This is a genomic window from Bradyrhizobium sp. 14AA, from assembly GCF_054185205.1.
Genome location: NZ_JAVAYM010000034.1, coordinates 1 through 22,801 on the forward strand (window position 1 = coordinate 1; position 22,801 = coordinate 22,801).

General features: G+C 65.5%; 22 protein-coding genes. 6 read left to right on the plus strand and 16 right to left on the minus strand.

The window, feature by feature from the left end; all coding sequences use genetic code 11:
* Positions 1–158: 158 nt before the first annotated feature.
* Positions 159–875, minus strand: a complete 717-nt coding sequence (locus RAD15_RS38780) for a peroxiredoxin-like family protein (RefSeq protein WP_458183973.1) — start codon at positions 873–875, stop codon at positions 159–161.
* Positions 876–958: 83 nt separating this feature from the next.
* Entirely contained in the window at positions 959–1,243 is a 285-nt protein-coding gene (locus tag RAD15_RS38785; RefSeq protein WP_458183974.1) for a hypothetical protein, read from the minus strand.
* 241 nt (positions 1,244–1,484) lie between these two features.
* Between RAD15_RS38785 and RAD15_RS38790 the strand changes: the two genes are divergently transcribed.
* Positions 1,485–1,967, plus strand: coding sequence for a cupin domain-containing protein (locus RAD15_RS38790; protein WP_458183975.1), 483 nt, complete (start codon positions 1,485–1,487; stop codon positions 1,965–1,967).
* Positions 1,968–2,072: 105 nt separating this feature from the next.
* The gene (locus RAD15_RS38795; protein ID WP_458183976.1) at positions 2,073–3,275 is read left to right on the plus strand and encodes an MFS transporter; all 1,203 of its coding nucleotides are present in this window, start codon (positions 2,073–2,075) and stop codon (positions 3,273–3,275) included.
* On the opposite strand, the gene ccoS is transcribed toward RAD15_RS38795, so the two are convergent.
* From ccoS to RAD15_RS38845, 10 genes are all read right to left on the minus strand, one after another.
* On the minus strand, positions 3,272–3,439 hold the full coding sequence (gene ccoS / locus RAD15_RS38800; protein ID WP_008138466.1) for a cbb3-type cytochrome oxidase assembly protein CcoS: 168 nt from the start codon (positions 3,437–3,439) through the stop codon (positions 3,272–3,274). The two genes, RAD15_RS38795 and ccoS, sit on opposite strands and share 4 nt — an antisense overlap.
* On the minus strand, positions 3,439–5,631 hold the full coding sequence (locus RAD15_RS38805) for a cation-translocating P-type ATPase (RefSeq protein ID WP_458183977.1): 2,193 nt from the start codon (positions 5,629–5,631) through the stop codon (positions 3,439–3,441). The genes ccoS and RAD15_RS38805 overlap by 1 nt, the downstream gene beginning before the upstream one ends.
* An 11-nt stretch (positions 5,632–5,642) precedes the next feature.
* Positions 5,643–6,128: a FixH family protein gene (locus tag RAD15_RS38810; protein ID WP_458183978.1), complete on the minus strand. Its 486-nt coding sequence runs from the start codon at positions 6,126–6,128 to the stop codon at positions 5,643–5,645.
* 15 nt (positions 6,129–6,143) lie between these two features.
* Positions 6,144–7,610 carry a cytochrome c oxidase accessory protein CcoG gene (gene ccoG, locus RAD15_RS38815; RefSeq protein WP_458183979.1) on the minus strand — a complete coding sequence of 489 codons (1,467 nt, stop codon included), beginning with the start codon at positions 7,608–7,610 and terminating at the stop codon, positions 6,144–6,146.
* A gap of 317 nt (positions 7,611–7,927) precedes the next feature.
* On the minus strand, positions 7,928–8,803 hold the full coding sequence (gene ccoP / locus RAD15_RS38820; protein WP_458183980.1) for a cytochrome-c oxidase, cbb3-type subunit III: 876 nt from the start codon (positions 8,801–8,803) through the stop codon (positions 7,928–7,930).
* Between the two features lie 6 nt (positions 8,804–8,809).
* A complete protein-coding gene (locus RAD15_RS38825) occupies positions 8,810–8,974 on the minus strand; it encodes a CcoQ/FixQ family Cbb3-type cytochrome c oxidase assembly chaperone (RefSeq protein WP_015687703.1) in 165 nt (54 codons plus the stop codon).
* A 13-nt stretch (positions 8,975–8,987) separates the two neighbouring features.
* Positions 8,988–9,722, minus strand: a complete 735-nt coding sequence (gene ccoO / locus RAD15_RS38830) for a cytochrome-c oxidase, cbb3-type subunit II (RefSeq protein WP_458183981.1) — start codon at positions 9,720–9,722, stop codon at positions 8,988–8,990.
* Positions 9,723–9,733: 11 nt separating this feature from the next.
* Positions 9,734–11,383, minus strand: a complete 1,650-nt coding sequence (ccoN, locus tag RAD15_RS38835) for a cytochrome-c oxidase, cbb3-type subunit I (RefSeq protein WP_458183982.1) — start codon at positions 11,381–11,383, stop codon at positions 9,734–9,736.
* A 325-nt stretch (positions 11,384–11,708) separates the two neighbouring features.
* Positions 11,709–12,134: a CBS domain-containing protein gene (locus tag RAD15_RS38840; protein ID WP_458183983.1), complete on the minus strand. Its 426-nt coding sequence runs from the start codon at positions 12,132–12,134 to the stop codon at positions 11,709–11,711.
* A 35-nt stretch (positions 12,135–12,169) separates the two neighbouring features.
* On the minus strand, positions 12,170–13,003 hold the full coding sequence (locus RAD15_RS38845; RefSeq protein ID WP_458183984.1) for a universal stress protein: 834 nt from the start codon (positions 13,001–13,003) through the stop codon (positions 12,170–12,172).
* Positions 13,004–13,200: 197 nt separating this feature from the next.
* Between RAD15_RS38845 and fixL the strand changes: the two genes are divergently transcribed.
* The 4 genes from fixL (at position 13,201) to RAD15_RS38865 (ending at position 16,665) form a co-directional block, all read left to right on the plus strand.
* Complete coding sequence (gene fixL / locus RAD15_RS38850; protein WP_458184026.1) at positions 13,201–14,718, plus strand: sensor protein FixL; 1,518 nt, start codon at positions 13,201–13,203, stop codon at positions 14,716–14,718.
* A gap of 3 nt (positions 14,719–14,721) precedes the next feature.
* The gene (gene fixJ, locus RAD15_RS38855; RefSeq protein WP_458183985.1) at positions 14,722–15,339 is read left to right on the plus strand and encodes a response regulator FixJ; all 618 of its coding nucleotides are present in this window, start codon (positions 14,722–14,724) and stop codon (positions 15,337–15,339) included.
* A gap of 107 nt (positions 15,340–15,446) precedes the next feature.
* Complete coding sequence (locus RAD15_RS38860) at positions 15,447–15,863, plus strand: response regulator transcription factor (RefSeq protein ID WP_458183986.1); 417 nt, start codon at positions 15,447–15,449, stop codon at positions 15,861–15,863.
* Between the two features lie 103 nt (positions 15,864–15,966).
* Positions 15,967–16,665 (plus strand): helix-turn-helix domain-containing protein, encoded by a 699-nt coding sequence (locus RAD15_RS38865; protein WP_458183987.1) that lies wholly within the window; start codon positions 15,967–15,969, stop codon positions 16,663–16,665.
* Positions 16,666–16,705: 40 nt separating this feature from the next.
* Here the strand turns inward: RAD15_RS38865 and RAD15_RS38870 are convergent, their stop codons facing one another.
* Genes RAD15_RS38870 through RAD15_RS38885 form a run of 4 tightly spaced genes read right to left on the minus strand, consistent with a single transcriptional unit; the run spans position 16,706 to position 22,611 of the window.
* Complete coding sequence (locus RAD15_RS38870; protein WP_458183988.1) at positions 16,706–18,019, minus strand: MFS transporter; 1,314 nt, start codon at positions 18,017–18,019, stop codon at positions 16,706–16,708.
* Positions 18,020–18,042: 23 nt separating this feature from the next.
* Positions 18,043–18,561, minus strand: a complete 519-nt coding sequence (locus tag RAD15_RS38875; RefSeq protein ID WP_458183989.1) for a PRC-barrel domain-containing protein — start codon at positions 18,559–18,561, stop codon at positions 18,043–18,045.
* Positions 18,562–18,584: 23 nt separating this feature from the next.
* Positions 18,585–20,789 carry an amylo-alpha-1,6-glucosidase gene (locus tag RAD15_RS38880; protein WP_458183990.1) on the minus strand — a complete coding sequence of 735 codons (2,205 nt, stop codon included), beginning with the start codon at positions 20,787–20,789 and terminating at the stop codon, positions 18,585–18,587.
* Between the two features lie 58 nt (positions 20,790–20,847).
* Positions 20,848–22,611: an ABC transporter ATP-binding protein gene (locus RAD15_RS38885; RefSeq protein WP_458183991.1), complete on the minus strand. Its 1,764-nt coding sequence runs from the start codon at positions 22,609–22,611 to the stop codon at positions 20,848–20,850.
* Positions 22,612–22,801: the final 190 nt, after the last annotated feature.

Consider the following 22,801-nt stretch of genomic DNA (forward strand, 5'->3'; position numbering starts at 1 on the left):
TGGCGCCGGCGCCCTTCGGCATCAGCGCTTCCACAAAGCTCGGCTGTCCTGTCCGCTTCACCGCCATCGTCATTCCCCCAAGGCTTTGCCCTAGGGAATCACAACTGGCGGATTACGCAACAGGCCCACAAGGGGAGAAGGGAAGAAAGTGTGAGCGGCTAGTTCTCCCGGCTCGCGCTCTCCAGCGCCGCGAGCAGATCGTCGATCTCCATGCGCCTGCGGAAGTCCGGGTCGACGAACCGCGCTTTGACGATCCCGTCGCGACCGACGACGAACACGGCCGGGATCGGCAGCATCCATCCGTCATTGCCGTGGAATTTCGCCATGTCCTGATAGGACAGCAGGCCCTGGATCTCGGCGCCGAGCCAGATCGCGAGATTCAGTGACAACGCATAACCATTGTCGAGATCGCTCAGGATCGGAAACGGTGCTCCGGATTCGACCTTGAGCTGCCGGGCGAATTCCTGCGTCTCCGGCGTGATCGCGACGACCCGCGCCCCCATGGCCTCGATGCGGTCCAGCGCCTGGACCACCGCACGGACATTGAGCCGGCAATAGGGGCACCAATGGCCGCGGAAGAACATCACCGCCGCCGGACCGCTCTCCAGCAGCGCGGGCAAATTGACGAGACGCCCGGCCTCGTCAGGCAGCATGAATGGCGGCATCGCATCGCCCGGGCGCGGCGCGGTCTCGCCGCCGCCGTTCCCGCCCAATCGCGCGACCAGGCGGTCGACGGCCTCGCCATAGGCGGGGAAGACCTTGCGGCTGGCATCGGCATAGGCGCGGAGCTGCTCGTTCAGCGTGCCGTCCATGTCGCGGCAGCGCTGGAAGGCAGACCTGAGCCGCTCGGCGTCGGCTGGCGAGAGAGACGTCATGTTCTGCTCCGGCATTCCCTAGGGCGAATATTAGTTTCCCGGTTCGGCCGCCCGCAAGGGGCGGCCGCGATGCCAGGACCGGCTCAGTTCACGTAGAAATTACCGGTCGGATCGAGCCGCCCCGAGGTGGAGTACAGTGTGCCGTTGTCCATGAAGAAGACGGTGTTGTCAGGCACCTTCCTGGCGCTCTTCATCATGGCCTCGTGGTTCTTCTCGGCAGGCGCCATGGCCATCGCCGACATCTTGCCGGGCCCGCCATACATATAGGCCATGCCGGCCTTGAAATCCCATGTGGCCTCCGAGAAGGCCGACGTGGCGATGACCGCGAACGCGGCCGTGGCAATCAAGGTCTTGGACAGTTTCGTCATGAGATGCTCCTCCGGATTGACGTGAACGCCCGCCAATCGGGCGCTGCACCATCGAACGTCCGAAACAGCACAAGCGGAAATGCCGATCCCCAATCGGTTCGATAGCAAGCGCCTATCGCGCTGCCATAGCTCCGGGCTATCGCACCGAGAGCAAACGGGCATTTCAGAACGCACGGCCTCTCGACGACACTCCTGACATTGCCGGCGACCATCGCGGTTGCGGCCAACACAGGAGACGTCCATGTCCAGACATCACACCTTGTCGCGCACGGTCTGGCCGAGCCTTGCCATACTGGGCACGCTGACCTTTGCCGCAAAGCCGGCGTTTGCCGGCGAATGCCCCGCCGACAAGATCAAGCCGAACGCACAGCAGATGGTCGACTATAAGCCGGTCGGCGTCACCGACGTCACGCTCGGCGCCATCGACCTTGGCAAGCAGCCGGCCCATATCGAGGGCCGCGAGCTGCGCTTCCGCAAGCTGACCATCGAGCCCGGCGGCATCGTGCCCTGGCACAGCCATGACGACCGCCCCGCCCTGATCTTCGTGCAGCAGGGCGAGATCGTCGAACACGCCTCCAACTGCGTCGATCCGATCGTGCACAAGGCCGGCGACATCCGACCCGAAGTCTCGGGCATCTCGCACTGGTGGAAGAACCTCGGCAGGGAAACCGTCATTCTCTATGTCGGCGACGTCCGCAAGGATCCGCACGACCACAACATGTAACGAGCGCCTCCAGCCCCAGCGCACTCGTGACCGGATGTGGCGTCCGAAGATCCCCATGCCGTCCCGCGTGCCGGGCGCCACATCCTCCACCGGAGATACCGCGCCATGACTGATCTGTCCGCACGGATGAAGCCGATCACGATGCCGATGGATGCGCATTCGCCGGGCCTCGCGCTCCGCTCGCTGGTCATCGGCTTGACTGCATTCCTGACCGTCGTCGACCTCTTCGCGACCCAGGCCATCCTGCCCTCGCTGACGCGTCACTATGGCGTCACGCCGGCGGCGATGGGCTTCGCCGTCAATGCGAGCACCTTCGGCATGGCGACAGCGAGCCTCGTCGTCGGCTTCTTCAGTCCGCACATCAACCGGCGGACGGGCATCCTGCTCAGCCTGACGCTGCTGGCCATCCCGACGAGCCTGCTCGCCTCCGCACCAAATCTCGCCGTCTTCACCGCCCTGCGCGTCGCACAGGGCCTCTGTATGGCCTCCGCCTTTGCGCTCACGCTCGCTCATCTCGGCGAACAGTGCAGCGCCACGGACGCCGGCAGCGCGTTTGCCGCCTACATCACCGGCAACGTCGCCAGCAACCTCGTCGGCCGGTTGATCTCCGCGGCGATCGCCGACGGCCTTGGCCTCGCCTGGAATTTCTATTCCTTCGCGGCGCTCAATCTGGCTGGCGCAGTGCTGGTCTACTTCACGATCAATCGCGTGCCGCCGATGCATGCGATGAGCCCTGCGGAATCACCGTTTGCTGCCATGACCGCGCATTGGCGCAATCCGCCGCTGCGCGCCGCCTTCGGCATCGGCTTCTGCATCCTGTTCGCCTTCATCGGCACCTTCACGTTCGTCAATTTCGTGCTGGTCCGGCCGCCGCTGTCGCTTGGGATGATGGACCTCGGCCTCGTCTATTTCGTGTTCCTGCCGTCGGTGGTCACGACGTTGCTGGCCGGCAAGGTGACGGCACGCCTCGGCACGCGGCCGACGATCTGGGCTTCGCTGGCCGTTGCGGGGCTGGGCTTGCCGCTGATGCTGGCCCCACACCTCGGCGAGGTGCTTGCCGGAATGGTCCTGGTCGGCGTCGGCACCTTCTTCGCGCAGGCCGCCGCCACCGGCTTTGTCGGAAAGGCCGCAAGCGAACATCGTGGCGTCGCCAGCGGCACCTATCTCGCTTGCTACTTCTGTGGCGGTCTCATCGGCACAGCCGTGCTCGGACGGCTGTTCGACACCTTCGGCTGGCACGCCTGCGTTGCCGGCATCGGAGTGGCGCTCGCGGTCGCGACCTTGCTCACCTACGCCTTGAAACGTTAGCGCTTGACCGGGGCTTCCTGCGGCGGCTCGTCGTCGGCAATCGCCCGCCAGGCGGCGCCGTCGAGATCGTCGTACTGGCCGCTCCGCAGCGACCACAGGAAGGCGACGAGCCCGGCCCCTCCGAGCATCAACGCCAGCGGCACCAAAATGACCAGGATTTCCATCACAGGTTCTCCCGCGAGGTGCTGCGGGCGCGCAGCGAGTTCAGCATCACCAGGATCGACGATCCGCTCATGGCCGCCGCCGCGATCAGGGGCGTCACGACGCCGCTGATCGCGATCGGCACGGCGAGGACATTGTAGCCGATCGCAAGCCAGAGGTTCTGCCGCATCAAATGCAGCGCCTTGCGCGACGCGTCGATGGCGGCAACGACCGGGGCGAGCGGCCGGCCGAGGAAGACGAGATCGGCGGTGGCCTGGCTGAGATGCGCGGCCGAGATCGGCGATATCGAGACATGGGCCGCCGCGAGCGAAGGCGCATCGTTCATGCCGTCACCGACCATCAGCACCTTTGCGCCGCGCCGCTTCAATTCCTCGATCCGCGCGATCTTGTCGGCCGGCGTGACGCCCGCGCGCCATTCCGGAATTTCGAGCGCATGCGCTGCCGCCTTCACCGCCGGTTCGCGGTCGCCGGAGAGGATCTCGATGCCGATGTTGCGCGCCTTCAGCGCCGCGATCACGGCTTGAGCGTCCGGACGCAGGCCCTGGCGCACCGAGAGAATGAATTTCTCGGTTCCCTTGCTGAAGGCCACGATGGAAGCCTCGGGATCGAGACGGGTTGTGTCCGCAACCAACACCTCGGCGCCGCAGAAGGACGGACGACCGAGGCGAAGCTCGATGCCGTCGACCACGGCACGAACGCCCTGCCCGGCCTCCTCGACCGCACCGACAACGGGTGATCTCGCTCCGGCAGCCTGCGCGACCGCGGCGGCGACCGGATGATGGCTCGACAGCGCCAGCCGGCCGGCAAGCGCGAAGATATCAGCGGGAATGTCGGCCGCGTTCGTCACTTCGAGATCGGGCAACGTCAGCGTCCCGGTCTTGTCGAAGATGATGTGGTCGGCTTCCGCCAGCCGTTCGATGGCATCACCCGAATTGAGCAGGACGCCGGCCTTGAACATGGCGCCCGAGGCCACCGTCTGCACCGTCGGGATCGCAAGGCCGAGCGCACAGGGACAGGTGATGATCAGCACGGCGACACCGGTCACGATCGCATCGTGCCAGGACGCTCCCGCGATGACCCAGCCCAGAATGGTGATGAGCGCGGTCGCATGCACCACCGGCGCGTAGAGCCGCGAGGCACGGTCGGCGAGCCGCATGTAGCGCGAGCGCGCCTGAAGCGCGTTGTCGAGCAGCCGCGTGATCTCCGCGAGCAGCGTCGCCTCGGAGGCCGCCGAGACCCGCACCCGCAGCGTGCCGGAGATGTTCATCGATCCCGCATAGACCGGCGTGCCCTGCTCCGCCGTGACATAGAGCGTCTCGCCCGTGATCAGGCTCTGGTCGATCTCCGATCGGCCCTCGATCACGGTGCCGTCGACCGCGCAGCGCTCGCCGGGCCGCAGCAGCACGATGTCGCCGGGATGGATCGCGGCCACGGGCACTTGTGAAATCTCATCGGGCCCGACGAACTTGGCCGCGGTCTCCGCCTTCAGCGCGGCGAGATTGCCGGCGACCGCGCGGGTCCGCCGCCGCATGTTCTGGTCGAGGAAGCGGCCGACCAGCAGGAAGGTGAGCAGCATGATCGCCGCGTCGAAATAGGCGTGCTCGGCGTGGTGGAAGGTCTCGACCACGGACATGCCGAGCGCCAGGATCACGCCGATCGAGATCGGCACGTCCATGTTGGTGGTCTTGTTCGACAGCGCGCGCCAGGCCGAGCGGAAGAACGGCTGGCCGGCATAGGCCGCCGCCGGCAGCGCGATCAGCGCCGACAGCCAGTGGAAGAAATCGCGCTGCTCGGGCAGCATGTCCGAGGCGTTGCCGGACCACACCGGGATCGACAGCATCATCACGTTCATGGTGGCGAACGCGGCGACGCCGAGACAGCGCAGCAGGAAGCGCGATTCGGCGACCTCGGTCGCTTCCGCACTCTCGGTCTCGTAGGGATAGGCCTTGTAGCCGAGCTCCTCGAGGCGGTCGATGAACCGGCCGGGGTCGAGCGTGCCCGCCTTCCATTCCAGCGCGAGGCGGCGATCGGTGAGGTTCACCCGCGCCAGCGTGACGTCGGGGATGGCGGAGAGACCGCGTTCGATCTTGGCCATGCAGCCGGCGCAGTGAACGCCTTCGACCGCGAGATCGATGTGCTGGACGCCCTCGCCCGCGGTCCGAACGTAGTGCGAGAAATCCCGCGTGACGTGCATGGCGAAGTCCTTCAGTTCAGGATCACGCGGTTGCGCGACAGGAAGACGCGCGTGCCCCGCGCCTCGCCTTCGATCACCAGATCCCATTGGCCGGGCGCGACGGAGGCGGCATTGCCGCGATAGAGGCCGATGCCGGCTTCGGAGAGTTCGACGGCGAGATCGGCGCGCTTGTCGGTCGGCCGCTCCAGCCGGCCGGCGAATTTCAGTCCGGAGATCGGCTGGCCGCTCGCATCGCGTGCGTCGACCTGAAGCACGGCGCCGCCGTCGTTGCGGCGCTCGATATGAGCGTTGACCTTCCATTTGCGCGCGGCCTGGTCCTGCGCCGCCGAGATCTCGCGGTCATAGGTGAGGCCCGCGGCATAGGGACTGTCGACGTCGGTGCCGGGCAGCGTCGCGATCGCGAGCTTCATCATGGTCACGTTGACGCCGATCACGATTCCGAAGAAGGCGACCAGCATCAGGAAGACCTTGGTTCCGGTCAGCGGCTTGGGTGACATCACGATCTCCTGGACTTACGGCGCGACGAAATTGTCGGTGGCGCTCGCGGCGACGCCCAGTCCGATATCCATGACGTGGAAGCGGACCGGAATCGACTTCTCCGGATTGTTTTCGGCCGGTGCGGTGACGAGCAGCCGCAGCTCGCTGGTGGAGTCGCGCGGGATCACGATGATCGGCCTATCGGGCGTCACCGAATCGGCGCCGACGACGTGCATAGTGGGGTTGGCCGGCCCCTCCACGTCGATCGCGATGACGCGGTCATAGCCACTCTTGTTGAGCAGCCGCACCGTGTAGGCGTTGCGGATCGAGCCGTCACTGAGCTTGACCGCGACCGGATTGCGATCGTGCAGCACGTTGACGTCGAGCAGGCTGCGCGTCGCCAGCGTGTAGATCATGAAGCCGCCGATGGCCGCGATGATCACGCTGTAGACGATGGTGCGGGAGCGGACGATGCGGTAGATCGGCGCCTTGCCTTCCTGGCGGCGATGGATGTTGATGTCGTTGTCGTAGCCGATCAGCCGCTTCGGCCGGCCGATCTTGGTCATCACGTTGTCGCAGGCGTCGATGCAGAGGCCGCACTGGATGCATTCCATCTGCGGTCCGTTGCGGATGTCGATGCCGGTCGGGCAGACCGCGACGCACTGGTAGCAATCGACGCAATCGCCGACCTGCTGGCCGAGCGCGCGCAGCTCGGCGGCCTTCTTGACCGACGTGCGCTTCTCGCCGCGGTCGTAGCGGTAGGTGACGTTGAGCGCCCATTCGTCGGTCAGCGCGGCCTGGATGCGCGGCCACGGACACATGTAGGTGCAGACCTGCTCGCGCATATAGCCGGCGAGCACATAGGTCGTCGCGGTGAGGATGCCGATCCAGATATAGGCAATCATCGGCCCCTGGAAGGTGACGAGCTCCTTCACCAGGGTCGGCGCGTCGTTGAAATAGAGCACCCAGGCGCCGCCGGTCCACCAGGCGATCAGCAGCCAGATCGAATGCTTGAGCACGATCTCGGAGATGCGCTCAAGCTTCATCGGATCGGACGACGCATCCTTCTTCATGCGCTCGCGCCGGTCGCCCTCGATCAGGCGTTCGACGGCATAGAACAGGTCGGTCCAGACGGTCTGCGGGCAGAGATAGCCGCACCAGATGCGGCCGCCGATGGAGTTCATCAAGAACAGCGCGACGGCGGCGACGATCAGAAGGCCGGTGAAGTAGTAGACCTCCTGCGGCCACAGCTCGATGAAGAAGAAGTAGAATCGGCTGTTGGGAAGATCGATCAGCACCGCCTGGCTGGGGGCGCCGAGGCCGCGATTCCAGCGCACGAAGGGCAGGAAATAATAGACGCCGAGGCAGAACGCCATCAGGCCCCATTTGATCCGGCGGAAGGTGCCGTTGACGCTCTGGGGATAGACCTTCTTGCGGGCTGCGTAGAGCGGCCCGTAATCGTCTTCCGATGTGAGGTCTTTGGGGTTCACGGTCTTGTTCATCGCCAAACGCTTTTCGGGAGGTGCGATTAAACCTAGACCCGACGCCGCCGCGTCAGTTGATCCAGCTCAAACGGGGGCACTTTTGTTCGCCCCGGTAAGGCTTGAGACTCGACTGACGCCCCAACGAAGGTGCGTTCCCTCCCCCCTTGCGGGGGAGGGCTAGGGAGAGGGGTGGCCCGGGAAAAGGTGCCGACTGTTGACGCGCAGCGGGTGCACGACGGATGGAATCCCCGTGTGGCACCCCCCTCCCTGCCCCTCCCCCGCAAGGGGGGAGGGAACGGCGAGAGCGGTGCAAATCGGACAAGCCAGTCACCGCTCTATTTTCCACCGCCCAGCGAGTGGACGTAGACCGCCATCGCCTTGATGGTGGCGGGATCGAGCCGCCCTTCCCAGGCCGGCATGACGCCGGCGCGGCCCTGGCTGATGGTCTCGATCAGGGCTGCTTCGTCCGAGCCATAGAGCCATATCTTGTCGGTCAGGTTCGGTGCGCCCATCTCCTGATTACCCTTGCCGCCGTCGCCGTGGCAGGCCACGCAGTTCTCCGCGAAGATCTTTTCGCCCTTGGCGGCATCAAAGCCCTTGCGGGTCGAGAGACCCGACAGCGACCGCACGTAATTGGCAACCGTGACGATCTCGTCGCTCTTCAACACGCCGTCCTTGCCGAAGGCGAGCATCTGGCCTTCATGCGTCTTGGCGTGGCCGGAACGGGCACCGAACTGGATGGTCTGCATGATCTGGTCGAGCGTACCGCCCCACAGCCAGTCGTCGTCGTTCAGGTTCGGGAAGCCCTTGGCGCCGGCGCCGCCGGAGCCGTGGCACGGCGCGCAATTGTCGCCGAACACGGTCTTGCCCTTGGCGCGGGCGAGCGCCAGCAAGGCCGGGTCCTTCTCGATCTCGGCGAGCGAGGCAGCGCCCAGGGCCACCATCTTGTCACCTCGGATCTTCTCGAGATTGGCGAGCTCGACTGCGACGTCGGCACGCGACGAATAGCCGAACACGCCAGTAGTGTTGCTGGAAATCAGCGGCCATGCCGGATAGACGATCCAGTAGCCGACCGCCCAGACGATGGTGAGATAGAAGCAGATCACCCACCAGCGCGGCAGCGGCGTGTTGAGCTCCTTGATGCCGTCCCACTGATGTCCGGTCGTGGACTTGCCGGTGACGGAATCGATGTCGCTATGATGATCGGTCATGATCTCTTACTCCTCCCGCAACGGCAGGTGTGCCGCTTCGTCGAATGCGGCCTTGTTGCGGGGCCAGAATGCGTAGGCGATGATCGCGAGAAAGATCGCGACGAACACCGGCGTCCAGATCGTGGTCACGAGACCGGACGCGAGATTGTCGAGTGTCAGGATGGCTTTCATCGTTGATGCCTTCTCAGCGAAGATTGGCTTTCTCGTTGTAGATCTTGAAGTCGACCAGCGTGCCGAGCATCTGCAGGTACGCGATCAGCGCGTCCATCTCGGTCGGCGTGCCGGCCTTGCCGTCGAAGTTGCGGACGGCCGCCTTGGCGTAGCGCTTGGTGAAGGCGTCGCTGCCGGAATTGTCCGGGTCGGCCTGGGCCTTCATGTCGGCGCCCGCGTTGGCGATCTGGTCGTCCGTGTAGGGCGTACCGACGGCCTTCAGCGTGCGCATGTGGTCGGCGATCGTGTCCGGGTCCACCTCGGTCTGGCTGAGGAACGGATAGCCCGGCATCACCGACTGCGGCACGATCGCGCGCGGGTTGGTCAGATGGGTGACGTGCCAGTCGTCGGAATACTTTGCGCCGACGCGGGCAAGGTCGGGACCGGTGCGCTTCGAGCCCCACTGGAACGGATGGTCGTACATGCTCTCGGCGGCGAGCGAGAAGTGGCCGTAGCGCTCGACCTCGTCGCGCAGGGGGCGGATCATCTGCGAATGGCAGAGATAGCAGCCCTCGCGGACGTAGACGTTGCGCCCGGCGAGCTCCAGCGGCGTATAGGGCCTGACCCCGTCGACCTTCTCGATCGTGCTCTTGAGGTAGAACAGCGGAGTGATCTCGACGAGACCGCCGATCGCGATCACCAGCAGGATGCCGACGATCAGGATGATGGAGTTCTTTTCGAAGATTTGGTGGCGTGTCCAGAACGACATGGTGGAGCTCCTCATTCCGCCGGCTGAAGAGCGACGGGCATCTGAACTTCCGCCTCGCCGACGCGAACGGTCATCCAGAGATTGTAGGCCATGATCAGCGCGCCGATCAGGAACAGCCCGCCGCCGGCGGCGCGGATGATGTAGAAGGGATGCATCGCCTCGACGGTCTCGATGAAGGAATATTCGAGGAAGCCGAGCGAGGTGTAGGCGCGCCACATCAGGCCCTGCAGGATGCCGGACACCCACATCGCCGAGATGTAGAGAACGATGCCGAGGGTCGCGACCCAGAAGTGCCAGTTGACGAGCTTCAAGCTGTAGAGGCCCTTGCGATTCCAGGCCCACGGCACCAGGCAGTAGAGCGCGCCGAAGGACACGAAGCCGACCCAGCCGAGCGCACCGGAGTGCACGTGGCCGATGGTCCAGTCGGTGTAGTGGCTGAGCGAGTTGACCACCTTGATCGACATCATCGGACCTTCGAAGGTCGACATGCCGTAGAAGGCGACGGAGACGACGAGCATGCGCAGCACGGGATCGGTGCGCAGCTTGTCCCACGCCCCCGACAGCGTCATCAGGCCGTTGATCATGCCGCCCCAGGACGGCATCCACAGCATGATCGAGAAGGTCATGCCGAGCGTCTGCGTCCAGTCGGGCAGCGCCGTGTAGTGCAGATGGTGGGGACCAGCCCAGATGTAGAGGAAGATCAGCGCCCAGAAGTGGATGATCGACAGCCGGTAGGAATAGATCGGCCGCTCGGCGCGCTTCGGGATGAAGTAATACATGATCGCGAGGAAGCCGGCGGTCAGGAAGAAGCCGACCGCGTTGTGGCCGTACCACCACTGGAACATCGCGTCCTGGATGCCGCCCCAGGCGACGTAGGACTTCGAGCCGAACACCGAGACGGGAAGCGCCGGATTGTTGCCGAGATGCAGCACCGCGATCGTCACGATGAAGGCGAGATAGAACCAGTTCGCGACGAAGATGTGCGGTTCCTTGCGCTTGATGACGGTGCCGAGGAAGACGAGCAGATAGGTCACCCAGACGATGGTCAGCCAGAGGTCGGCGTACCATTCCGGCTCGGCATATTCCTTCGATTGGGTGACGCCGAGCAGATAGCCGGTGCCGGCGATCAGGATGAAGAAGTTGTAGCCGATCACGACGAACCACGGCGCGAGATCGCCGGCGAGGCGCGCGCGGCACGACTTCTGCACCACGTAGAAGGACGAGGCGATCAGCACGTTGCCGCCGAAGGCGAAGATCACCGCGGAGGTGTGCAGCGGCCGCAGGCGGCCAAAACTGGTCCAGGGCAGATCGAAGTTCAGCGCGGGCCAGGCCAGCTGCGAGGCGATGATGAGGCCGACGAGGAAGCCGGCAATGCCCCAGAACATCGCCATGAAGGAGGAGAACTTGATCGGCCCCATGTTGTAATTGGGCCGCCCGTTGATCTCCGCGGCAGGCAGCTCAGCCGGCCGTTCGAAGTAGCGGTTGATGATGCCGAAGACCACGGCGAGGCTCGCCGCCGCGCTGAGCGCGGCATGGAAGGCGAAGGGCGCGTCGAGCGCCTTGGCCGCGGCGATCACGCAGAGGAACGCGGTGACTGCGAACACGACAGCCAGGCCGCTTTCACCGATGGTCATGGATTTGGAGATGGAGGGCTGGCTCATGCGGATTCTCTCTGAAAGAACACGGGGCCAGAAACCACATTCATCCTCGCGGGGAATTGATTGAAATCAAGACAGTCGCTTGAGTTCGTCGCGCCGAGCGGACATTTTCGGGGTTCCTCCGTATTTTTTCGGTGCCGCCAGTTGAAGTGCCCTCTCCCCCTGCGGGAGAGGGCAGCGAGGCAAACTCACTTGGGTGAGGGGTTGGTGCGGCAGGGAGCGATGTCTCTGTGGAGACATACCCCTCATCCGACGCGCTCAGGAGCGCAATTGCGCTCCAAAGCGCGCCACCTTCTCCCACAAGGGGAGAAGGGAAGAAGCGGCCGCGTCAGTCGCGCGCCGTCGCCTTGAGCGCCGTGATGACGTCCTCGCGGGCGATGATTCCGACCAGCTTCTGCGCGCCGTCGAGCACGATGATGCTCCTGATGCGGTGCTCGACCATGATCTGGAGCACACGCGTCAGCCGCGTGTCGGGGCTGACATAGATGAACTCCGGCGTCATGACGTCGCCGATCTTGCGGCTCATCAGGTCGTGATAGCGCGGCAGCATCTGGCTCGGCGTGAAGGCGAAGCACCTCAGGATGTCGAACTTGGTGACGATGCCGACCACCTGCCCGTCGTCCTCGACCGGATAGGAGTTGAAATCGTCGCGTTCGAACATCTCGCTGAGCGCGAGCATGTCGATGTCGCGCTTCACCGTCCTGACATTGCGCGTCATGTAGCCGTCGACGGTCTGTTCGAGAAATTTGTACACGGCGCGTCCTCCTGATTTTCTCTTTTGGCCGGCCGTCAGTGCGACAACAGCACGCTGCGGACGGATTGCGTGACCAGGTACTGGGTGACGCCTCCCAGGATCAGTTCGCGGACCCGCGAATGACCATAGGCGCCGGCAACGATCAGGCCGGCGCCGACATCGCCGGCGACTTTCTCCAATTGCGCGGCGGCGGTTTCGTTCCGCAACGCCTCCGAGACGCGCGCGGTCGCGGTGACGCCGTGACGGGCGAGCCAGGCGGCAACGTCGGTAACGCCGGCCATCACCGTCGAACGGTCGTCGCCCTGCTCCGGAATTTCGACGATGGTGATCTCCCTCGCCTTGCGCAGCATCGGCAGCGCGTCCGCCACCGCCCGCCGCGCCTCCGCGGTGTCCTTCCACGCCACCAGCACGCTGCGCAGATCGAGCCAGTTGACGCCGTCGGGGACCACGAGAAGCGGGCGTCCGGCCTGCATCACCAGATCCTTGGGGCTTGCGAGCGCGAACGCGTCGGAGAAAGCCGGGCTCTGCCCGCCGCTGACGACGATGTCGGCGCATCGCGCCTGTGCCAGGACGAATCGGGCCGGAAAATCCAGGGCGCTACGCCATTCCACGCGCCCGCCGCGAGCCTTGGTGGCGGCCCGGAATTGTGCCTCGAGGCCTGCAAGCCGCCGCTTGACTGAGGCTTCGCCGTCGTTGATCAGCGCTTGCGCCTCGGCGCCGTCGGTGAAATAGAGCGGCGGCGCAAACTGCGCCGCGGCAACCCCGATGATGGCAGCCTCGAATCGTTCGGCAAGTTCGCCCGCGACCTGGAGGCGCGCCTCGTTGGACTGGTCGAGCGCCAGGCTGACCATCACGGTCGCGTATGTCATCGGAATTCTCCACTGCAGCAATCTTGGCGAAACTTACGCCTGCCTCCGCAGATGGAGATGAGATAGATCAAGTGGCCACCCGAGCGCGACGCACCGTCGATCGGCAGGCGACGGAACTTGCCTCGGGCCCGGGCTTGGGCGACATTACGGGAGCGGTAACGGCATCCGGAGCCGCCGCACCGGAACAGGAGCATCATTTGTCGCCGACCCGCGTTATGCATCCGCGAGATGACGGCCGAGGCGAACATTTTCGCGTTCGAATCGAGGGGTTTGGCGTCGGCACCTGGGATCTCGACCTCGGGACGATGGACCTGGAATGGTCCGAAACTGCCGGGACCTTGCTTGGCGTCGGGCGGGACCAACCGGCGAGCTACGACCTCTTCCTGTCACGACTCGAGCAGACGGACCGCGAGCGGCTGAAGAACGCCATCGAGAGGATCTCTGCGCGCGGCGGAGGTTTCGACGAGTCCTTCCGGATCGGCGATGCCTCCGGCGGCGGACACTGGGTCCGCGCCAGGGCGGGACTGATTCGGGACGAGGCCGGCGCCGCCCGCCATCTCAGCGGCATCCTTCTCGACATCGACGAGGAAAAGCAGGTCGAGGAGGCGCTGCGCACGCGCGAGACTCATCTCCGCTCCATTCTCCATACCATTCCCGATGCCATGATCGTCATCGACGGCCATGGCATCATCCAGCTGTTCAGCACCGCCGCCGAACGCCTGTTCGGCTGGTCCGAGCACGAGGCCATCGGCCAGAACGTCAGCATCCTGATGCCGGAGCCCGACCGCACCCGCCACGACAGCTACATCGCCCGCTACCGCAGCACCAACGATCCGCACATCATCGGCATCGGTCGCATCGTGACCGGCAAGCGCCGCGACGGCACGACCTTTCCGATGCACCTGTCGATTGGCGAGATGCAGTCCGGCGGCGAGCCCTATTTCACCGGCTTCGTGCGCGACCTCACCGAGCACCAGCAGACCCAGGCGCGGCTGCAGGAGCTGCAATCCGAGCTCGTGCACGTGTCCCGGCTGACCGCGATGGGCGAAATGGCCTCCGCGCTGGCCCACGAGCTCAACCAGCCGCTGGCGGCGATCAGCAATTACATGAAGGGATCGCGGCGGCTCCTGGCCGGCAGCAGCGATCCCAACATGCCGAAGGTCGAAAGCGCGCTGGATCGCGCGGCCGAGCAGGCGCTGCGCGCCGGCCAGATCATCCGGCGCCTGCGCGACTTCGTCTCCCGCGGCGAATCGGAGAAGCGGGTCGAGAGCCTGTCCAAGCTGATCGAGGAGGCCGGCGCGCTCGGGCTCGCCGGCGCGCGCGAGCAGAACGTGCAGCTCCGCTTCAGCCTCGATCCCGACGCCGATCTCGTCCTCGCCGACCGCGTGCAGATCCAGCAGGTGCTGGTCAATCTGTTCCGCAACGCGCTGGAGGCGATGGCGCAGTCGCCGCAACGCGAGCTGGTCGTCGCCAACACCCGTGTCGCCGACGACATGATCGAGGTCGAGGTGTCCGACACCGGCGCCGGCTTCCAGGACGACGTCATTCCAAACCTGTTCCAGACCTTCTTCACCACCAAAGACACCGGCATGGGCGTGGGACTGTCCATCAGCCGCTCGATCATCGAGGCTCACAGCGGACGCATGTGGGCCGAGAGCAACGCATCGGGCGGGGCGACATTCCGCTTCACCTTGCCGGCAGCCGACGAGAATTGATTCATGACGACCAAGGGACATATCTACGTCATCGACGACGACGCGGCGATGCGGGACTCGCTGAACTTCCTGCTGGAGTCCGCCGGCTTCGGCGTCACGCTGTTCGATGACGCGCAGGCCTTTCTCGACGCCCTGCCCGGCCTCGCCTTCGGCTGCGTCGTCTCCGACGTGCGCATGCCGGGCCTCGACGGGATCGAGCTGTTGAAGCGGATGAAGGCGCAGCAGAGCCCGTTTCCGATCCTGATCATGACCGGCCACGGCGACGTGCCGCTGGCGGTCGAGGCGATGAAGCTCGGGGCGGTCGACTTCCTGGAAAAGCCGTTCGAGGACGATCGTCTCACCGCCATGATCGAGATCGCGATTCGCCAGGCCGAACCCGCGGCCAAGAACGAGGCCGTCGCGCAGGACATCGCCGCCCGCGTTGCCTCCTTGAGTCCGAGGGAGCGCCAGGTCATGGAAGGGCTGGTCGCGGGCCTTTCCAACAAGCTGATCGCCCGCGAATACGACATCAGCCCGCGCACCATCGAGGTCTACCGGGCCAACGTCATGACCAAGATGCAGGCCGGCAGCCTGTCCGAACTGGTCCGGCTGGCGATGCGCGCCGGCATGCTCAACGATTGAGGCGAGCAGCTTGTGAGCCAAGCAGCTTTTGAGCCAAACAGCTTTTGAGGCAAGTAGCTTTTGAGCCAAGTCAAGTTCCTTGCCGGACGCTATGCTAGCAATGCAGGATGATCGAGGTCAGTTCACATCTTGAGCGGCCGCCGTCCTCCACGAAACCTACCGTCTTTGTGGTCGACGACGACGCCGCCGTCCTGGGATCCCTGCGGTTCTTGCTGGAGACCGACGGCTTTGCCGTGCGGACCTTCAGGAGCGGCACGGCGCTGCTCAATGCCGACGGCGCGCCTGGAGCGGACTGCTACGTCATCGACTACAAGATGCCCGACATCAACGGTATCGAGCTCGCCGGCCGCCTGCGCAAGTCCGACGGCGACACGCCCGTGATCCTGATCACCGGCTATCCGGACGAGAACATCTCGACCCGGGCTGCCGCGGCGGGCGTAAAAGACGTGGTTTTGAAGCCGCTTCTCGACGAAACCCTGGTCAAGCGCATCCGTCACGCCATCCAGGGTCGGCCCCGCGCCTGACCTAAGGGATTCTACGTAGGTAGAGCTCCTTAAGATATCGCTCGAAATTTTCGAAGCCCCCGATACCGCGTATCAATGCGCCATCACAACGGAGATGGCGCAGATGCTGACCCAGACGATCAACACCCAGGCGATCAACACCCAAATCGGTGGCAAGATTGCCCCTGCCCATCCCGTCACCGACCAGTTCGGCGCGATCACCGGCCATGTCGGCCTCATCGCCACCGAGTTCTCCTACCGCAAGGACGAGGAGATCTACGGCGAGGAAGAGCCGGCCGAATACGTGTACCAGGTCGTCACCGGCGCCGTGCGCAGCTACAAGCTCCTCTCCGACGGCCGCCGCCAGATCGGCGCCTTCCATCTTCCCGGCGACGTGTTCGGCCTCGAATCCGGCCCCACTCACCGCCTTGCTGCCGAGGCCATCATCGACACCACCGTGCGCCTCGTGAAGCGCGCCAGCCTCGAGAAGGCCGCCGGCGTCGACGTGCAGGTTGCCCGCAAGCTCTGGGCCATGACGGCCGGCGAGCTGCGCCACGCCGAGGACCACATGCTGCTGCTCGGCCGCAAGACCGCGATGGAGCGCGTTGCGACCTTCCTGCTCGAAATGGACCGCCGCCTCGCCGTTGCCGGCATGATGGCGCTGCCGATGTGCCGCCGCGATATCGGCGACTATCTCGGCCTCACCCTCGAAACCGTCTCGCGTGCGCTGTCGCAGCTTCACGCCCAGGGCATTCTCGGCTTCTCCGGCGCCCGCCAGATCGTGCTGCGCAACCGCCAGCGCCTGCACAATCTCGACGCCTGATCCTTTCTTCCTCCCCACCCACTTGGCCGGCTGAATTCGTTCAGCCGGCCATTTCTTTTGTGGCGGTCATGCCGGTGCGCCGGGTTTCCGGCATCATCAGCAGGATCAGGAGAAGTCCCGTTGCGGCGACGCCGGACAGTCCGATGAAGGCGGTGGCATTGCCGAACTTGTCGCTGACATAACCTCCGAGCGCCGTGCTCAGCGACGCGCCGATGCCGGTCGCGGTGCCGACGATGCCCTGCGCCAGATTGAAATGACCGCTGCCGAAGGCGACGTCGGCCACGATCAGTGGAATCATCACCGCGAACACCGCCGCGGTGAGGCCGTCGAACACCTGCACCGCGACCAGCAGGTACGGATCGCGCACCGTTGCGAACAGCAGGCCGCGAATCGTCAGCGCGCCGAACCCGATCAGGAGCAACGGCCGCCGGCCCCAGATCTGCGCCTTGCGCCCGACGGTCGGCGACAGCAACGCCACGATCGCCTGCGGCACGATGATGCAGGCCGCGACGAGCACCGTCGCCCACTGGCTCGACCGCGCCGTCACTGCGCTTGCCATCAGCGGCATCATCGCGGCATTCGCGAGCTGTAGCAGCAGCACGCTGAGCGCGAAGACGATCAGCGGACGCTGCCGGATCAGGTGCCAGATATTGGTGTCGCCGCGGTCAGCCGCTTCGCGCGGCATCTCGCCGTGGCAGCGCGCGATGTCGACCTCGTGCTCGCGGATGCGCGACAATGCGATCAGGGTCGGGATCGCGAGCAGGAAGGTGACCAGGAACACCGATCGGCTCGACAACAGATAGCCGGCGGTGCCCATCACCGCCGCCGCAACGCCGTTGCCGAGCGAGGCAAAGCGGGCGTTGCGGCCGAGCCGCTCGCCGATCGCGAGCGGGCCGACCAGGCCAAGGCTGATCGCCGCAATGGCGGGCCCCAGCACGCAGCTCGCCGCCGCATGCAAGGCGGCGGCAGTCACCACCACCGGGAAGATCGGCATCGCGGCATAGGCCAGCGCGCAAAAGCCGATGGTCGCGATCGCAAGGGCTGCGACCAGCCGCTCGGATTTTGCCGCGTCGATGATGGCGCCGCCCGGCATCTGCCCGATCAGGGCGACGATGCCGCCGATCGACAGCACGAGGCCGATCTCGACCTGGGTCCATTTCTGGGTCGTCAGATAGACCGCGATGAAGGGACCGAATCCGGTCTGCACGTCGGCCAGGAAGAAAATGAACCAGTCGAGGCCGCGCAGGCTCTGGCGCGACGGCGCCGGAAGGCCTGCGGCCGATGGCGCGGCGACGTTGTCCTGGTCGACGCGGCCACCGCGATCTGCATGGTTCGGCTTCCTCGACAACAGCACGGGCGGTCAGCCCTCCCTGCACCTCACTGGATCGCTTGCAGCGGTTGAAGGCTGCCGGACGCGCCGAGCACGACGATCGGCGTGTCTTCCTTGTATTCCGGCGCGGCCGCGACCTGCGCCTTGGTCAATTCCAGCGTGATGCTGTCCTTCTTGTTGGCGATCTTGCCGAAGCGCAGCGCGTTCCAGTCCACCACGATCTTGCGGCTGCCGACCCCGAGAAAACCGCCGAAATCGATCGCCGCAGCGCGCACATGGCCGGCGCGATCCACGATGACGTCGACGATGCGGCCCATGTCCTCGTCCGCGGCGCTGCGGACGTCGCGGCCGAGCACGCCATGCGCCTCGCTCGCGCCGATGATGGTCACCGAGGGCGGCGGAGCGGCGTCCTTCGGTGTGACCGGAACGGCCGAGGCCGGCGGCTGTGTCGCCGGCGCGTTCGCTTCGCTCTGGCCTGCCGGCGGCTCCTCCGCGGCACGCGAGGTGGCGATCGTCAGGCCGGCCGCGATCGCCAGGGCCAGAAACAACGCTCCGATCGCACGCATCGCACCCTCCTCCCGGCGCGCCGCTAGCGCGCCAGCACGATCGAGACCTGGATCTGGCCCCGCGTGCGCAACACCTCCAGCGCCACGTCGTCGCCGTGGCGGCTGACGCGCAAATCCACGCTGGACTCGCCAAGCCTGAGATCGCGCAGGATCACCTCGTTCAGGAACGTCGGCAGATGCGGATTGCGCAGTCGGATCTCGCATCGCGCGACGTCGAATTCGATGCCGAGCGCCGCCTCCAGCAGCGTGAAGGGCGTCGCGCTGGCCCAGGCCTGCGGCGCGCAGGCGACCGGATAGAGCGTCGGGCCGCGCCGCTTCTCGCGCCGGAAGCCGCAGAACAGTTCGGGCAAGCGGCGCAGATCCATGTAGGTCGCGGCGTCGAACAGCCCCTTGAAGACATGCGCCACCGAATGCTTGAGGCCGTAGCGCGCGAGGCCAAGTGCGATGAGCGCATTGTCGTGCGGCCAGATCGACCCGTCGTGATAGGACATCGGGTTGTACCGCACTTCGCCTTGCGCGACCGTGCGGATGCCCCAGCCCGAGAAGAAGTGCGGCCGCATCAGGTCGGCGGCGACGAGGCGGGCGCGGTCCTCGCGGATCATGCCGCTGAACAGGACCTGCCCGGCATTCGAGGTCCGCACCTTGCAAGGCCGCTTCCTGCCATCGAGCGCGAGCGCATAGGTGCCGAGCTCCTCGCACCAGAACGCCTCCTCGAAGCGCGCCGCCAGCGCCTTGGCTTCGGCCCCGAGCTTGCGCACGCGGTCCGGCTTGCCGAGCCGCAGCGCACAACGCGCGGCGAGTTGCTTGGCCGCGTAGACGTAGCCCTGGACTTCGGCGAGCGCGATGTTGCCTTCGGCGAGCTGGCCGTCGGCATGGAAGATCGCGTCGTAGGAATCCTTCCAGCCCTGGTTGGCGAGCCCCTTCTCCGTCGCGCGCTGGTATTCGACGAAGCCGTCCCTGTCAGGGTCGCCGGGACCGTCGATCCAGGCGAGCCCCGCCTCGATCGCCGGCCACAGCTCGATCAGCGTCGCCTCGTCGCCGGTGCGCTCGAAATAGCTTCCGGCGAGCAGGACGAACAGCGCGGTCGAATCGACGCTGCCGTAATATTGCGCGAACGGCACCTCGCGCAGCGCGGCCATCTCGCCGCCGCGCATCTCATGCAGGATCTTGCCGGGCGCGGCGTCCGCGAGCGGATCGACGGCATGGGCCTGGAAATGCGCGAGCCGCCTGAGCACGCCCTTGGCCACGCGCGGGTCGACCCACAGCATCTGGAGCGCGGTGATCAGGCCGTCGCGGCCGAACGTGGTCGAATACCAGGGAATGCCGGCATAGGGATAACGCCCCTGCGGCGTCTCCGTCATCAGCATGTTGAGGTCGGCCATGGCCTGGCACAGCACCTCGTTGAAGATGTTGTTGGAGGTCTCGATGCTGGCCGCGCCCATCGTCGACTGCCGCATTTCGCGGCGATGGGCCAGCAGGCCCCGGAAGAAGCGCGCAGGTTTCTCCGCGACCGGCCTGTTGCAGGACGCGGCCACGAACAGCGATCTCGATTCATGCGGGTCCAGCTCGATCTGCCAGGTCGCGGCGTTCACCGACAGCCGCGTCGGACGCGGATCGAAATGCAGCCCCGTGGTGCGCTCGGCATCGTCCAGACCGCGATACTCGAACAGCACGTCGGTCGGCCCGAGCAACTTGCTCGTGCCGGTCCCGCGGCGCGGGCGGCGCTCGCCGCGGACCTCGAACAGATCGGCAAAGTCGTTGTCGAACAGCAGCGTCAGCTCGAAGCCGGCACGCCGGTCGCCGTGGTTCTGCACGCCGATGCGCTGATAGGCGGTGCCGCGCCACAGGAAGATCGTGCGCACGATGTGCAGCAGATCCTTCTGGAGCACGATGCGCCCCTGACGATAGATGTCGGGATTGGTCAGATCGACGGTTAGCGCCGAATTGTCGTCGCGCAGGTTCGAGCCCAGCAGCAGCGGCTGGAGGTCGTCGAGCACGAGCTCCAGCCGGGCGAGGTAACGCGTATCGTGGTGAAACAGGCCATCCGGCCCGCCGGCGGAGGCGCCGATGTCACCATGGCTGTCGAGCACGATGAAGGTGTCGTCGTGCTTAAGGGACCGCCGCGGACGCGCGGCGGGCCCCGTCATCGGAATATAGAACGTCTGCTCCGCGACGGCCTCCACCGTCTGCGATACGGAAATGATCTGGGTTACGGCTTCGGCTGCCATGAGCTGTTCCCCTGCGCCTTGTTTCGAAACGCAACCAACGCGAACGCGACTGTTGGGTTTACGCCGCGAACTTCGACAGCCGGCTCATCTCCTGCGTCACCAGCTCCCGATAGGGGCCGTGGCCCTGCATCAGGCGGTCGGGCGCACCGTCCTCGATGATCTTACCATTCTTCAGCACCACCACACGGTCAAAATTGCGCAGCGTCGCGAGGCGATGTGCGATCGCGATCACGGTGCGGCCGCGCATCAGGCGCGACAGCGCCTCGCGGATCGCCTCCTCGGATTCGCTGTCGAGCGCGGCGGTGGCCTCGTCCAGCAGCAGGATCGGCGCGTCCTTCAGGAAGGCGCGCGCGATGGCGATGCGCTGGCGCTGGCCGCCCGACATCTTGACGCCGCGGTCGCCGACCATGGTGTCGAGCCCCTCGGGCAGGCTCTCGACGAAATCGCAGCGCGCCGCGATCGCCGCGCGCAGCACCTCATCGTCGGTCGCGTTCGGCCGGCCATAGCGGATGTTCTCGCGAATGGACCGATGGAACAAGGAAATGTCCTGCGGCACGACGGAGATCGCCTCGCGCAGGCTCTGCTGAGTGACCTTGGAGATGTCCTGACCGTCGACCGTGACGTTGCCCTCGCCCACGTCGTAGAAGCGCTGGAGCAGCGTGAACAACGTCGACTTGCCGCCGCCGGACTGGCCGACCAGGCCGACGCGCTGGCCGGGTTGGAGCCGCAGGCTGAAGCGCTCGAAAATCGTCCCTCCGCCGGGATAGCCGAAGGTGACGTTGTTGTACGCGATCGCAGCGCCGCTCTTGACCAGCGGCTCGGCCTCGGGGTGGTCACGCAATTCGTGCGGCACCAGAAGGGTCGCAATCGCCTCAGTCAGCCGCGCGACGTGCTGGGTGACATCGACCAGCGCCACCGCGAGATCGCGGGTGGCGTTGAGGATGGAAAGGCCGAGCGTGCAGACCAGAACGACGTCGCCGGTGGTCGCCTCGCCCTGCTGCCACAGCGTGATCGCCCAGGCCATCAGCGCCACCGTCAGCACGACGGTCACGCCGGCATGCGTGAGCCGCAGCTTCTCCAGATAGCGCAGGCTGCGCCCGCGCGCGGTAAGCTCCCGGTTCACCGTCGCGTCGAAACGCTCGTGCTCGTGGCCGATGCCGCAGAAGGCGCGGACCAGCGGCATGTTGCTGATGACGTCGATCATCTCGCCGTCGACCACGGCGGCCTTGTCGGCGAAATCGTCATGCAGCGGCTTGCCGGCGGCGGCCAGATGGAACATCGCGATCACCATGCCGCCGGCGACCACGATCAGGCCGAGCGCCATGTAGGGGCTGACGGTTCCAATCAGCATGATTGCCGCAATTGTGGCAATGCACGGCGGCAAGACATTCCAGACGAACATGTTCTCGACCGTGAACACCGCATTCGACGTCGCCGTGATCCGGCTCGTCAGCATGCCAGGCATACGGTCGGAGAAGTAGCTCGGCGCGTGGCCTGTCAGATGACGGAAAATGTCACGGCGCAGGTCGCCGGTGACGCGGACGAAGGTGAAGCTCGCCGTCCAGCTCGCGATCCGCCACAGGAAGTTGTCGGCGGTAATCAGCGACATGAGTAAAATGAATGCCAGCCATACGCTGCCGCCGTGTGCGGGTCCGGCGGACAGGCTGTCGACCAGGGATTTGACGCCGTACTGCGTGCCCACGGAGCAGGCAACGGCTGCCACGACCGCGGTCAGGATCACCAGATGCGACGCGAGACGACGCCGAAGATAGCGCAAGACAAAGGCAAATGGCCTGCGCGCGTATCCAGAAAGCTGATCCATGTGACACTCGACCCCGTCGTGATGATTCCAGTTTTGTGACTGATCGATTGAACATCGACCGCTTCGCCTCGGTTCCCGGGCAACGTCATCACGACATGCGGATGCGGACGATCTGCGAAGATGTGATGGCATCATCGCGACGGACACCCGACGTGTCGAATATGTAACGTTTGGAGGAAGGAACTTCGCA